At 69.6% G+C, this 12,557-nt stretch carries 15 protein-coding genes and 1 pseudogene; 9 read left to right on the top strand and 7 right to left on the bottom strand.

Going from position 1 to position 12,557, the window contains the following annotated elements:
• Positions 1 to 321 precede the first annotated feature (321 nt).
• Genes ACFT9I_RS09185 through ACFT9I_RS09195 form a run of 3 tightly spaced genes read left to right on the top strand, consistent with a single transcriptional unit; the run spans position 322 to position 2,650 of the window.
• The gene (locus ACFT9I_RS09185; RefSeq protein WP_382562299.1) at positions 322 to 729 is read left to right on the top strand and encodes a GntR family transcriptional regulator; all 408 of its coding nucleotides are present in this window, start codon (positions 322 to 324) and stop codon (positions 727 to 729) included.
• Complete coding sequence (locus tag ACFT9I_RS09190) at positions 726 to 1,619, top strand: ABC transporter ATP-binding protein (protein WP_382562300.1); 894 nt, start codon at positions 726 to 728, stop codon at positions 1,617 to 1,619. The genes ACFT9I_RS09185 and ACFT9I_RS09190 overlap by 4 nt, the downstream gene beginning before the upstream one ends.
• Entirely contained in the window at positions 1,616 to 2,650 is a 1,035-nt protein-coding gene (locus ACFT9I_RS09195; RefSeq protein ID WP_382562302.1) for an ABC transporter permease, read from the top strand. Before ACFT9I_RS09190 ends, ACFT9I_RS09195 begins: the two co-directional genes overlap by 4 nt.
• 200 nt (positions 2,651 to 2,850) lie before the next feature.
• Here the strand turns inward: ACFT9I_RS09195 and ACFT9I_RS09200 are convergent, their stop codons facing one another.
• Positions 2,851 to 3,597: an aspartate/glutamate racemase family protein gene (locus tag ACFT9I_RS09200; RefSeq protein WP_382562304.1), complete on the bottom strand. Its 747-nt coding sequence runs from the start codon at positions 3,595 to 3,597 to the stop codon at positions 2,851 to 2,853.
• Entirely contained in the window at positions 3,594 to 5,108 is a 1,515-nt protein-coding gene (locus ACFT9I_RS09205; RefSeq protein WP_382562306.1) for an NCS1 family nucleobase:cation symporter-1, read from the bottom strand. The genes ACFT9I_RS09200 and ACFT9I_RS09205 overlap by 4 nt, the downstream gene beginning before the upstream one ends.
• A gap of 106 nt (positions 5,109 to 5,214) precedes the next feature.
• On the opposite strand from ACFT9I_RS09205, the gene ACFT9I_RS09210 reads away from it, so the two are divergent.
• Both ACFT9I_RS09210 and ACFT9I_RS09215 read left to right on the top strand, forming a co-directional pair.
• A complete protein-coding gene (locus ACFT9I_RS09210; RefSeq protein WP_382562308.1) occupies positions 5,215 to 5,853 on the top strand; it encodes a helix-turn-helix domain-containing protein in 639 nt (212 codons plus the stop codon).
• A gap of 35 nt (positions 5,854 to 5,888) precedes the next feature.
• On the top strand, positions 5,889 to 6,977 hold the full coding sequence (locus ACFT9I_RS09215; protein WP_382562310.1) for an alpha-1,2-mannosidase: 1,089 nt from the start codon (positions 5,889 to 5,891) through the stop codon (positions 6,975 to 6,977).
• 37 nt (positions 6,978 to 7,014) lie between these two features.
• On the opposite strand, the gene ACFT9I_RS09220 is transcribed toward ACFT9I_RS09215, so the two are convergent.
• A complete protein-coding gene (locus tag ACFT9I_RS09220; protein WP_382562312.1) occupies positions 7,015 to 7,164 on the bottom strand; it encodes a hypothetical protein in 150 nt (49 codons plus the stop codon).
• A gap of 72 nt (positions 7,165 to 7,236) precedes the next feature.
• On the opposite strand from ACFT9I_RS09220, the gene ACFT9I_RS09225 reads away from it, so the two are divergent.
• Positions 7,237 to 7,761, top strand: coding sequence for a GNAT family N-acetyltransferase (locus ACFT9I_RS09225; RefSeq protein WP_382562314.1), 525 nt, complete (start codon positions 7,237 to 7,239; stop codon positions 7,759 to 7,761).
• A 13-nt stretch (positions 7,762 to 7,774) separates the two neighbouring features.
• Entirely contained in the window at positions 7,775 to 8,164 is a 390-nt protein-coding gene (locus ACFT9I_RS09230; RefSeq protein WP_382562316.1) for a RidA family protein, read from the top strand.
• 23 nt (positions 8,165 to 8,187) lie between these two features.
• Here the strand turns inward: ACFT9I_RS09230 and ACFT9I_RS09235 are convergent, their stop codons facing one another.
• Complete coding sequence (locus ACFT9I_RS09235; RefSeq protein WP_382562318.1) at positions 8,188 to 8,877, bottom strand: nitroreductase; 690 nt, start codon at positions 8,875 to 8,877, stop codon at positions 8,188 to 8,190.
• Positions 8,878 to 8,978: 101 nt separating this feature from the next.
• Between ACFT9I_RS09235 and ACFT9I_RS09240 the strand changes: the two genes are divergently transcribed.
• A complete protein-coding gene (locus tag ACFT9I_RS09240) occupies positions 8,979 to 9,590 on the top strand; it encodes a TetR/AcrR family transcriptional regulator (RefSeq protein ID WP_382562320.1) in 612 nt (203 codons plus the stop codon).
• Positions 9,590 to 9,989 (top strand): annotated as a pseudogene (locus ACFT9I_RS09245) (dihydrofolate reductase family protein); the annotation flags it as partial. The gene ACFT9I_RS09240 and the pseudogene ACFT9I_RS09245, both read left to right, overlap by 1 nt.
• 63 nt (positions 9,990 to 10,052) lie before the next feature.
• Here ACFT9I_RS09245 and murQ read toward each other — a convergent pair.
• The 3 genes from murQ to ACFT9I_RS09260 form a co-directional block, all read right to left on the bottom strand.
• A complete protein-coding gene (gene murQ / locus ACFT9I_RS09250; protein ID WP_382562322.1) occupies positions 10,053 to 11,045 on the bottom strand; it encodes an N-acetylmuramic acid 6-phosphate etherase in 993 nt (330 codons plus the stop codon).
• A gap of 109 nt (positions 11,046 to 11,154) precedes the next feature.
• On the bottom strand, positions 11,155 to 12,072 hold the full coding sequence (locus ACFT9I_RS09255) for a MurR/RpiR family transcriptional regulator (RefSeq protein WP_382562325.1): 918 nt from the start codon (positions 12,070 to 12,072) through the stop codon (positions 11,155 to 11,157).
• 15 nt (positions 12,073 to 12,087) lie between these two features.
• Positions 12,088 to 12,543: a MerR family transcriptional regulator gene (locus ACFT9I_RS09260; protein WP_382562327.1), complete on the bottom strand. Its 456-nt coding sequence runs from the start codon at positions 12,541 to 12,543 to the stop codon at positions 12,088 to 12,090.
• Positions 12,544 to 12,557 lie beyond the last annotated feature (14 nt).

The following is a 12,557-nucleotide window of genomic DNA, read 5'->3' on the forward strand; positions in this document are numbered from 1 at the left end:
GGGCTCCATCACGAGCCCGGTGCGCCCGGTGCGCCTCGGCGGGGCCACGCCCCGCCCGGTCCTGGTCGCCACGTGTGCGTATTCCGCGAGGCCACCGGTCCGTAGGAGACAGCTCATCAAGTTCCGCAGCACATCCGGTTTCTGACCCGGCCTCATGAGCGCGATCCGGCATCGATCCGGTCGCGCCGAATCCTGCTGCCTTGATCCCGCTGCCTGGATTCCGCTGCCTCGATTCCCGCTGCCTGGATTCCTGCTGTCTTGACGCGAACGGCAGAGGCAGAGTTCTATAGTGCTAGTAACCTAGATGAATAGAGGAGGACAGTGATCGAGTTTCACCTCGATGCACGGTCCGGCGTCGCGCCGTACATGCAACTGATCCACCAAGTGCGCCAGGCCTTGCGGCTGGGCCTGCTGTCCGAGGGGGATCAGCTGCCGACGGTCAAGGACGTCGCCGCCAAGGTGGCGATCAACCCCAACACCGTGCTCAAGGCATACCGGGAGCTGGAATACGAAGGTCTGGTCGCGAAGAAGCCCGGAGTGGGCACGTTCATCTCCGGCACGCTCAGCGACGCCTCGCTGTCCGAGCACGAGCCGCTGCGCCAGGACCTGCAGCGCTGGCTGGACAGGGCGCGGGCCGCCGGGCTGGGCGAGGAGAGCATCGAGGCCCTGTTCCTGAGCACCTTCCGCACCCGAACCGGCACACACAAGTCCCTCGAAGAGGAGAAATGACCGCCATATTGGAAGCCAAAGCGCTGGGCAAGCGGTACGGCCGCAAGCAGGCGCTGTCCGACTGCACACTGAGCGTGCCGGCCGGGCGGGTCGTCGGCCTGGTCGGTCCCAACGGGGCCGGCAAGTCCACCTTGCTGCAACTCGCCTGCGGGCTGCTCACCCCGACCTCGGGCACCATCGAAGTGCTCGGCGGCAGTCCCGCGTCCGGACCCGAGCAGCTGGCCAAGGTCGGCTTCGTCGCCCAGGACACCCCCACCTACGCGGGACTGTCGATCGCCGACCATCTGCGACTGGGCGCCCGGCTCAATCCGGCCTGGGACGCACGGCTGGCGGCGGACCGCGTCCGGCAGCTCGGACTGGACCCGGCCCAGAAGGCCGGCAAGCTCTCCGGTGGCCAGCGCGCCCAGGTGGCCCTGACCCTGGCCGTGGCCAAACGGCCCGAGCTGCTGATCCTCGACGAGCCGGTCGCCGCCCTGGACCCCCTGGCCCGGCGCGAGTTCCTGCAGAGCCTGATGGAGTTCGTGGCCGAGCACGGAGCCACGGTCGTGCTCTCCTCGCACCTGGTCTCCGACCTGGAACGGGTCTGCGACCACCTGATCTCGCTGGTCGCCTCCCGCGTCCAGATCACCGGCGACGTGGACGACCTGCTCGCCACACACTTCCGGCTCACCACCGCCCGCCGCGACGCCGCCGACCTGCCCGAGGGCATGCGGGTCATCCAGGCCACCCACACCGAGCGGCAGAGCACCTTCATCGTGCGCGCCGCCAAAGCGGTCCACGACCCCTCCTGGGTCTTGGAGCCGCTCAACCTGGAGGACCTGGTCCTCACCTACATGAGTCAGGCCGCGGCCGGGCCCGGCCGCCGACCCACCCTGGAGAACCAGCGATGATCTGGCTGACCTGGCGCCAATACCGCGCCCAAACGCTCGTGGCCCTCGCCGCGCTGGCCGTGATCGCGATCCTCCTCGTGGTCACCGGCCTCCAGATACGCGACGCCTACGACAGCACCGTCGCCTCCTGCCGGACCGATTGCGAATCGGCCAGGGACGCACTGGTCGGCGAGTACCAGACCCTGTCCTACTTCGTCACGGGGCTGCTGATCGCCGTGCCCGGCATCATCGGGGGCTTCTGGGGCGCTCCGCTGATCGCCCGCGAACTGGAGACCGGCACCCACCGGCTCGTCTGGAACCAGAGCATCACCCGCGGCCGTTGGCTCATGGTCAAGCTGGGCGCCGTCGGTCTGGTCAGCGTCGCCGTCACCGGACTCCTCAGCCTCCTGGTGACCTGGTGGGCGAGCCCGATCGACCGGATAAACCTGGACCGGTTCACCCCGCTGCTGTTCGGCGGGCGCACGATCGTTCCTCTCGCCTACGCCGCCTTCGCCTTCACCCTCGGGGCCTGCGCCGGGCTGCTGATCCGGCGCACCGTGCCCGCGATGGCCGCCACCCTCGTCGTCTTCACCGCGGTCCAGATCCTCGTGCCCTTCGCGATCCGCCCGCACCTCATGTCGCCGGAACGCGCCCAGGTCGCGCTCAACTCGCTGGCCATGGAGTACGTCGACGCCGATGGAGAGCGCAGCGCCCCGACGGACGGTTGGCAGGGGCAGCAGATCCACTTGTCGGGCTCCGGCGCGGGCACCCGATTGACGGTGGGTGTGTCCAAGCCCGGCGACTGGGTGGTGTCCGGGGTCAATCCGGTGCTCAACGCGGCCGGCGAAGAGGTCCACGGCACCGAAGGCTGCGCGACCCCCAAGGTGGATCCCTTCGACTGCTTCGCCACGTCCGACCTCCACGTCAACGCGGACTACCAGCCCGCCGACCGCTACTGGACCTTCCAGTGGATCGAGACGGGAATCTTCCTCGCCCTTTCCGGGCTGCTGGCCGGCTTCTGCGCCTGGTGGCTGCGCCGCCGCCTGGCCTGACTACCGCCTGAAAGCCACACAAGGACGTAAGGGCGTAAGAACGTAGGGACGTAGGGACGTAAGGGGGCGGCCGAAGCCAACGCAACTGGCTTCGGCCGCTCCCTCGACTCTACGGTCCGTCCCGCGCCTCGCGTCCTGCCGCCTCCCGTCACGAAGCCTGCCGCCTGCCGCCTGCTGTCCTGACGCCTCCCCTCACGACGTCAGAGGCTGAACTCGCCCAGCAGGCCCGTGTACTTCTTCGGCGGCGGCGCCGCGTACTCGCCGCGCTTGCTCGTCCGCAGCCCCAGCGACACCAGCGACTCGACCAGCTTCACCGCCGCGCCGACGCCGTCGACCACCTGGGCGCCGGTCCGGCGGGCGAGCGTCGGGGCGAGCGGTGCCATGCCCGCGCAGCCGAGCACGACGACGTCGCACCCGTCCTCGTTCACGGCCGCCGTGCACGCCTCGGTCACGGTCCGCACCGTGGCCGGGCCGGGGTCGTCCAGGTCGAGTACGGGGATGTCGCAGGCGTGCACGCCACGGCAGGCGTCGGCGAAGCCGTAGCGGCGCGCCAGGTCCCAGGTGCGTCCGGTGGTCCGGGGCAGCGTGGTGACGACGCTGAAGCTCCGGCCGAGCAGTACCGCCGTGTGCATCGCCGCCTCGGCGATCCCGATCACCGGCCCGGTCGCCAGCTCACGGGCGGCGTCGAGCCCCGGGTCCCCGAAGCAGGCGATGACATACCCCTCTTCCTCCGCCGCCTCGCCCGCCGCGATCTCCGCGAGCAGGCCGGGGACGGCCAGCGCCTCGTCGTAGTGGCTCTCGATGGACTCCGGCCCCATGGCCGGGTTGACGGTGGTGACGACGGTCGACGGGGCGGCGGCCGTACGCGCGCAGCGGCCGATGGACTCCGTCATGCCCGAGCTGGTGTTGGGGTTGATCACGCGGATACGGGTACGGGCGCGGGTCATCGCTCGACCACGATCTGCGGGGACCGCCTCTCCAGCGCGACGAACGCCAGGAAGCCGAGGCCGCAGCCGATGAACCAGCTGTAGTCCGAGATCTCGGTCAGGTCCATGGTGGTGAGTTCGAGGTCGAGCAGCATCTTCGGCAGGAGGACGGACGCGACCGCCGGTATCCCGCTGAGGGCCGTCGCCCAGACGGCGTTGGGGTTGTAGCCCTTACGGAACCAGTAGCGGCCGGTCGGCGACCGGGTGAACAGGTCGTCCACGACGACGTGCTGACGGCTGATCACGTAATAGCCCGCGATCAGGATGCCGAACAGCGGCCCGATGAGCGCGCCGAGCAGCCCGAGGGTGTAGTGGATGGCCTCGGGGTCGCTGTACCAGTTCCACGGTGTGAGCAGCACGGACCCGACCGCCGCGATCATCCCGCCGGCCCGCCAACTGATCTTCTGCGGGCTCACGTTGGAGAAGTCGAAGGCCGGTGAGATGAAGTTGGCGACGATGTTGATGCCGATCGTCGCGATGACGAACGTCAGCCCGCCGAGGAGGATCGCGAACGCCGTGTCGATGCGCTCCACGGTGTGGATCGGGTCGGTGATCAGCTCACCGAAGACGGGGACGGTGGCCGAGGCGGTGATCACGGTCAGGAGGGAGAAGAAGAGGAAGTTGATCGGCAGGCCGAAGAAGTTGCCCTTCTTGACGACGTCGAACGACTTCCCGTAGCGGGCGAAGTCCCCGAAGTTGAGCATCGGGCCGGAGAAGTACGAGACGACGAGCGCGATCGCGCTGAGCATCACCGGGATCGAGGCGCCGAAGCCCAGGCTCTCGCCCTCGGAGAGGTTGAAGCTGACGTTCGACCAGCCGGCCTTGCTGACCAGGTAGACCGCCAGCACGATCATGACGACGTAGACGGCCGGTCCCGCCCAGTCGATGAAGCGGCGGATGGACTCCATGCCGCGCCAGAAGACGGCGGCCTGGGCGACCCAGAGGATCGCGTAACAGACGTAGCCGAGCGGGGAGAGCCCCAGGAAGGTCGAGTCGTTGAGGGACGCCGAACTCGGCCAGAACTTGAGGAAGATGATGAGCAGCGACTGCGAGGCGAGGTAGGTCTGCACGCCGTACCAGGCGATGGCGATGAGCCCGCGGATGATGGCCGGGATGTTGGCACCGGCGACGCCGAAGACGGCGCGGTTGATCACGGGGTACGGCACGCCGGTGACCTGGCTGGGCTTCGCGACGAGGTTGCAGAAGACGTTGACGATGAGGATGCCGACGATCAGCGCGAACAGCACCTGCCAGCTGGCCAGCCCGAGCGCGAAGAGGCTGCCCGCGGTGACGTATCCACCGATGCTGTGCACGTCGGACATCCAGAACGCCAGGATGTTGTACGAGTTCCAGGACTGCTTCTTGACGGGGGCGAGGTCGTCGTTGGTGAGGCTGGGATCGTAGTGGGGTTGAGGTTGGGGCTGGGGCTCGCTGGGGGGAGTGAGCGGCGGCGCTGCGGTGTTCTCGGCCATGAATGCCTCCGGGAGCGCTGTAAAGTCATTCCTTAACAGGGTGCGTCAAGCTAGCACTTGACACCTGTCGTTGTTTTTCGGCCGTGTAAAGGATGTGTCGCAATTGATGGGCAAGGACTCGGGGCCGGGATCGCGGCCCGGGCCGGGCACGTCGGTGGACGCGATCAGCTCCGAGCGCCTGGGGCTGCGCCTCCGCGAACTCCGGCTCCGCTCGGGGAAGTCGCTGCGCGCGCTGGCGCGTGAACTCGGCATCTCCGCGAGCGCGGTGTCGCAGATCGAACTCGGGGCGATGCGGCCGTCGGTGAGCCGGCTGATCGCGTACGTCTCGGCGCTCGACGTACCGCTGGCGGCGGTGTTCGACACGGACGAACCGGAAGCCCCCGCCGAGGAGCGGGGTTTCGCGATCCGCAGGTCGTGGGAGGTCGACCCGATCCTGCTCGACGGCGGCGTCACCTTCCGCAGGCTGTCGCCCGCGCCGACGTCGGACGTCGAGTTCTTCGAGTCGGTCTATCCACCGGGCGCGATCTCGAACGCGCACGGTCAGTTCCTGAAGCACGACGGCTACGAGGTGGGGACGGTCACGCAGGGCGAACTCACCATCGAGTTCGGGGCGGACACGGACACGGAAACGGTGACGCTCGCGGCCGGTGACTCGATCACGTACCCCTGCCGTCGGCCGCACATCATCGGCAACCGGTCGGAGAGCGTGACGGCGGTCGCGACGTGGCTGATCATCCACCGCTGAGGGGATGTCAGTGGGCGTGGCTAGAGTCCTGACACATGGAAGCGACCTTCGCGGATTTCTCGATATCCCCGCCGCTGTGCGGCAACACCGAAGTACGGACCGACGGTGGCGGGTTCGCCGGGGATCATGTCCACCTCGGCGCCGGCGGGAGCGCCACGCTGGACTTCGAGGTGGAGGCGGGCGAGACGTTCGTCGAGGCGACGCTGAAGGTGACGGCGCTGGTGTCCAAGCTCGGGGGCGCGCCCGGCTTCGCACCGATGGACATCGAGGTCAACGGCCATGCGCTGGTGGACTCCCTGCCACTCCCCGGCGGCGGTGACCTGCCCCAGACGATGGTGTTCGCGGTGCCCGGCGAGCTGCTGCGGGAGGGGACGAACACCGTGACGGTGCGCAGCTCCTCCAAGGCCGCCACCATGCTCTGGCTCTACCGGATCACGCTGGACTCGGTGTACGAACGGGACCGCTCCGAGCGGGCGATGGGCGCGAAGGCGGCGGAGCGCGCGGTGTTCGCCTTCCGTACGGAGCGCCGTGCGGTCGGCGCGTCGGACTGGACGGACGCCGGCCTGCTGCGCCTCTACGTCGAGCGGGGCGAGGGCTCGCTGCCCGCGCAGGTCTCCTGGCGGAGCGTCGACGGCGCGGAAGGCGCGGCGAGTTTCCAGTCCGCCATGACCGACTTCCTCGGCCACCACCGGGGCGCGGACGGCACGACGTCCGAGTTCCGCGGCCGGCTGGACGGCCGCTGGACCTTCCCCGAGGGCACGGCGAACACGCCTCTGCACCACTTCCGCACGGAGGAGGGCTGGGGCGGCGGCTGGCACACCTCCGGTGACCTGCGCATCCTGGTGGACCACGGCGGGGCCGCGATGGAACGCGTCACATGGCGCGACCAGCGCACGAACGGCGGCTCGATCTGCCTCGACGCGGACGGGTCCGGTTTTGTGGGCTTCTACCAGCGGGTCAACGAGGGGCCGATCGGCTATCGGGGCACGGCTGTGCGGGTGGAGACGGAAGGCCCGGCAGAGCAGAGCGAGTTGCAGGACGAACTGGAGCGGGCGGCCCGCCAGCTCAAACTCGTCGCCGACGTGGCGGTCGACAGGCTGACGGACTGGCTTCGTACGCGCTGATCCAGCCCCTTCAGCCCCTTCAGCTCCTTCTGCCGCTTCAGCGCTTGACGCGGTTGCGTACGGCGAGGACGGCGAGGCCCAAGGTGCGGCCGGGGATGCGCCTGCCATGGCAGCCCACCGGTTCCTCGGCAGTCGTGCCGTAGCCGCAGTGCGGCCACCGGGGCGGGTCGGGGTTCGGGGACGTCATACCCGGAGGACGACCGGCCCGGCCGGATAGTTGCCCGACTTCGGCACACCGCGATTGCTATGTTCCAGCACCATGGCGGATCACTGGGTCAAGCTCGAACTCGACATACGCACCTTCGACGCGGCGCGCTTCGTGAAGTACGTGAAGCGTTGCCGAGGTGCCGGCATTCGCCTGACCACGCTGGCCGAGTTGGGGGACACCCCGCCCCACCGGCGTGAGCTGTACGCGCTCAACAAGGAGTGCGCCGCCGACATCCCCGACCGCGGTGAGTTCTACACCTTCGACGAGTACATCGAACGCCGGGTCGACGTCCCCTCCTTCGACCCGCGCGGTGTCGTCGTCGCACTCGACGGCGACACCTGGTGCGGGCTCGCCGCGACATCGGACCGGCGGTCCGGCGGCTTTGTCTTCAACGAGATGACCGGGGTCAGGGACGGCTACCGCGGTCGGGGCGTATCCATCGCGATGAAGACGTTCGGGATCGGCTTCGCCCACCTCTGTGGCGTGGACAAGATCCGAACAATCCACCACCCTGCGAACACGGCCGCCATCGAGATGAACCGGCGGCTCGGCTATGTGGACGCCCAGTGGGACTGACCTGAGGAACGGTATGGAAGACGCACGGCAGATGGTCAGCTCCGGATCCCCGTTGGAGCCGGAGATCGGGTTCTCGCGGGCGGTGCGGGTCGGGTCGTACGTGGTCGTCGCCGGTACGGCTCCGATCGGCGACGACGGGGCCACCGTCGGGCCCGGCGACGTTTACGCGCAGACCGTACGGTGCCTCGACATCGCCGAACGCGCCCTGCGGGAGGCGGGGGCCGGGATGGCGGACGTCGTACGGACCCGCCTCATGCTGACCGACGTCACGCGGTGGAAGGACGCCGCCCGTGCGCACGGTGAGCGCTTCGCCGACATCCGGCCCGCGTGCACCGTCATGGAGGTGTCCCGCTTCATCGACCCCGAGTGGCTCGTCGAGGTCGAGATCGACGCGATCAGCTGACCGGAACAGCACCCCGCGCCAGGTCAGCGGTGGAAGGTTGTGGTCGTCTCCAGGGCGGCCCGCGCCGTCATGACCTGGTTCACCGGCGCGGCGTCGTCGGCGTAGCCGAAGGAGATGCCCACGAGCAACTTCCCTCCGGTGAGGCCGAGTTCGGCGCGTACGGTGTCGGCGTAGAAGCTCAGCAGTCCCTGCGGGCAACTGTCCACGCCGTACGCGGTCATCGCCAGGAGCAGCGTCTGCATGTAGGCGCCGGCGTCCGCGGCCAGGCGTGCCCCACCGTCACCCGTGACGAACAGGAACGCGGCGTGTGGCGCGCCGTAGAAACGCAGGCTCTCGGCGTCGTAGGCCGCACGTGCCGCGTGGTCGTCGGGCGTGATGCCCAGTGCGCCGTACAGCTCGGCACCGAACGTGGCCCGGCGCGTGTGGTGCACCTCTGAGTACATGCCCTCGGAGTACGGGAAGTCCGTCGCGGTGCGCTTCGTGGCGTGGGCCGCGCGCAGAGAGTCCGCCAGGCGCTCGCGTACCGCACCGCTCACCACCTCCACCTGCCACGGCTGCGCGTTGGAGTTCGACGGCGCGGCGCCGGCCAGCGAGAAGATCGCGCGCATGACGTCCTCCGGCACCGTGTCCGGACGGAACGCGCGCGTCGCGTGACGGCCGCGTATCAGTTTCTCCGCGTGGCCACTCGGCTCGGTCGGGACCGACCCACTCATGGGACTCTCCTCAATGAGACTCAGGTAAACGGTATCGTTTACTTAGAGGGCGACTCTGGCGGTCCGGCCTGCCAAAGTAAACGCGGACGTATACTTCCTCTATGAGTACGGCGGCTACGGCACCTCAACGGCGGGGACGCGGCGGGCGGGAGCGCATCCTGCTTGCCGCCGCCCAGTTGTTCGCGACCCAGGGGATCAACACGACCGGCATGGAGCAGGTCGCCGAGAAGGCACCGGTGTCCAAGCGCACCCTCTACGCGCACTTCCGGACCAAGAACGATCTGGTGCTCGCCCACCTCCAGGACCTCGCGTCCTCGGGGGCCACGCTGGAAAGCGTGCTGACCCGCGAGGACATCCCCCCGCGCGAACGGATCCTCGGGTTGTTCGACCCGGGGTCGTTGGACCGGCCCACGGCGGAGACGAGCCCGGTACGCGGGTGCCCGTTCATCGACGCCGCGGCGGAGTTTCCCGATCCGGGGAGTGCGGTCCACGCCTACGCCCGCGAACAGAAGCTGCGGATGGTGCGGCTGGTCACCGCGCTGGTGACAGAGCTGGGCTGCCGCGAGCCCACCGAACTCGCCGAACAACTGGTCACCCTCGCGGACGGTGCGGCCAGCCGAGCGATGGTGCTGGACGAAGCGGACTACGGCCGGCACGCACGGGCCGCGGCGGAGGTCCTCCTGGAACATGCCCTGTCGGCGAGTGGGGAGTGATGACCGAACGAACGGGCCGGGTGATCTGCGACATCACGATCTCCGCCGACGGGTACGCGGCCGGGCTCAACCAGACCGAGGAACGCCCGTTCGGCGACGACGGCGGCGACGGTACGGGTGCAGGGCTGCACGCCTGGATGTTCGACACTCCCGACGAGAACCGGGCCGAGATCGACCGGTTGGCCGCCGCCGGGGCGTTCATCATGGGGCGCAACATGTTCGGCCCCGTGCGCGGCGAGTGGGACCGGCGGTGGAACGGCTGGTGGGGGGACGAGCCGCCGTTCCACCGACGGAATCGCGGCGGCACTTGCACGGGCACGCGCGGCGGTCGGCGACGGCGATGTCGCGGTCCACGGCGGCGCGACCACCGTCAACCAGTACCTCGCCGCCGGCCTGATCTTGGCCGGACCCGACATCCTGTGCCCGATCAGGTCGGGTGGGTCCGGTGGCCTTGTAAGGCTCCTACGACGTGGAGCCGGGCTCCTTCGACGCCTGGAGTGCCACCCGTAGATGCCCGTGCGAATCCGCCAGCAGCCCCGCCGCCGTGGGGCCGTCCACCGCGCCGAGGATGGTGAGGATCGCGTTCTTCACCTCGCCGTCCGTCGCCGCCAGCGCCGACTCGATCTCCTCGTCCGGCGCGCCCGTCGCGAGCGCGACGATACGGCGGGAGCGGGCCCGCAGCTTCTCGTTGGACGCGCGGACGTCGACCATCAGGTTTCCGTACGTCTTGCCGAGCCGGATCATCGTGATCGTCGAGATCATGTTGAGGACCAGCTTCTGCGCCGTACCGGCCTTCAACCGGGTTGATCCCGTGAGCAGTTCGGGACCCACGACGATCTCCAGGCCGTGCTCGGCGGCGGCCGCGAGCGCGCTGTCCGCGTTGCAGGACAGGCCGATGGTGAGCGCGCCGAGGGCGCGCGCGTGCTCGACCGCGCCGACCGCGTACGGGGTGCGGCCGGACGCCGAGACGCCGACGACCGTGTCGTTCACGTCGACCTTCAGCTCGTCCAGGTCGGAGGCCGCCAGTTCCTTGGAGTCCTCGGCGCCCTCGACGGACTTGATCATCGCGCCGGGGCCGCCCGCGATCAGGCCGACGACCTCCGACGGGTCGGTGTTGAAGGTGGGCGGGCACTCGCTGGCGTCCAGGACGCCGAGGCGGCCGGCCGTGCCCGCGCCCGCGTAGATCAGCCTGCCGCCACGGGCCATCCGCTCGGCGGCGGCGTCGATGGCTGCGGCGATATGGGGGAGATGCGCGGCGACGGCGGCCGGGACGGTCTGGTCCTCGCCGTTCATGAGGCGGGCGATGTCCTCGGTGGGACGGCGGTCGATCTCGGCGAGTTCGGGGCGGAACGCCTCGGTGGTGAGGGTCGCGAGTTCGGCGCGGAGTTCGCCGTACGAGGCGTGGGATGTTCCGGCGCCGGACGTCGAAGAGGCGTCGGTGGGCATGGAGGTCATGGAGAAGCGGCTCTTTCTGGCGAGCTGGCAGAAACCTGAGGAAGCCCCGTTGTCGGTGGTGCGGTGCTGCGGTGGTGCGGTGCCGCGGTTGAGCAGGTGCGCGCGTGGATCAGCGGGTGCGCGGCGTGTGGCGGTGCGCCAGTGCCTCGTAGGACGCGGCGAGCGCGGGTGCGGCCGTCTCGTACGTCCGCTGTGCGACACCGACGAACAGGCAGTCCACGACGAGGAGTTGACTCGTACGACTGGACATCGCCGCGGGCCGCAGCTCGCTCTCGCGGGCCGTGGACGTGGTGAGGACGTGGTCCGCGTACTGCGACACCGCCCCGTCCGGGCGGCCCGTGATCGCGACCGTCGTCGCGCCCCGGTCGAAGGCGACGCGCAGCGGCTCGATGACGTCGCCGGTGGAGCCGGAGTGTGTGATCGCTATGGCCACGTCGCCCGGGCGGAGCTGGACGGCGTTGGTGACGGCGAGGTGCGGATCGCTGTGCGCGTGGGCTATCAGGCCGATGCGCAGGAGTTTCTGCGCGAGGTCCATGCCGACGAGACCGCTCGCGCCGACGCCGTAGATGTCGATGCGGCGCGCGGCGGCGGCCGCTGTGACGACGGCGCCGAGCTGGACGGTGTCGAGCCCGGCCGCCGTGTCGGCGAGGGTCTGCTGCTCGTCGTACGCCAGCTTGGCGACGACGTCGGCGATCGGGTCGTCGACCGCGATGTCGGCGGTGACCGCCGGCGCCGCGCCGGACTCCTGGTGGGCGGCGAGGCCGGCGAGGGCGAGACGCAGATCGCGGTAGCCGGGGTAGCCGAGGAGGCGGGCGGTCCTGACGACGGTGGCCTCACTCGTACCGGTGAGTTCGGCGAGACCGGTGACGGTGAGGGCGGCCGTGCCCGCCGGGTCGGCGGCCACGGCTTCGGCGACGCGCTGCATGGAGCGCGTCATGGAGGGTGCGAGCGTGCGCACCTTGGCCGCGAGGGCGGCGGGGGCCGGAGGGGCGCCGCCGCTGTAAATTTCCTTCACGTCACTGGTCACGAGTGAAAGATAATTTCAGGCGGTGGTGGCGTCAAGGGTGTCGAGGGCGTCGCGGGTGCCCGGGGCATGGGTGTCAGGGGCGTGGGCGCTCGGGGCATGGGCGGCGGGCGCCGCCGTTTCGCGGACCGCCGCCAGATAGTCCGCCACCGCGTCCCGATTGCGGGTCAGGCAGTCGATCCGCCGCGTCATACGGTCGCGTTCCACTTCGAGCGTCGCCAGCATCTCCGGGGTCGCGTCCGGGAAATGGATGGCCCTCGGCTTGTCGAGGCACGGCAGGATCTGCTTGATGATGCGGGTCGGCAGACCGGCGTCGAGCAGCCCGCGGACCTGGATGACCCGGTCGACGGTCGGCTCGTCGTAGGCGCGGTAACCGTTCGCGCAGCGGGTGGCGACGATGAGGCCCTGCTCCTCGTAGTAGCGAAGGAGGCGGCGCGAGGTGCTGGTGCGGTCCGACAGCTCACCGATACGCATGAGGATCTCCATCC

This window comes from Streptomyces sp. NPDC057137 (assembly GCF_042670825.1).
In the GTDB taxonomy this organism is placed as follows: domain Bacteria; phylum Actinomycetota; class Actinomycetes; order Streptomycetales; family Streptomycetaceae; genus Streptomyces.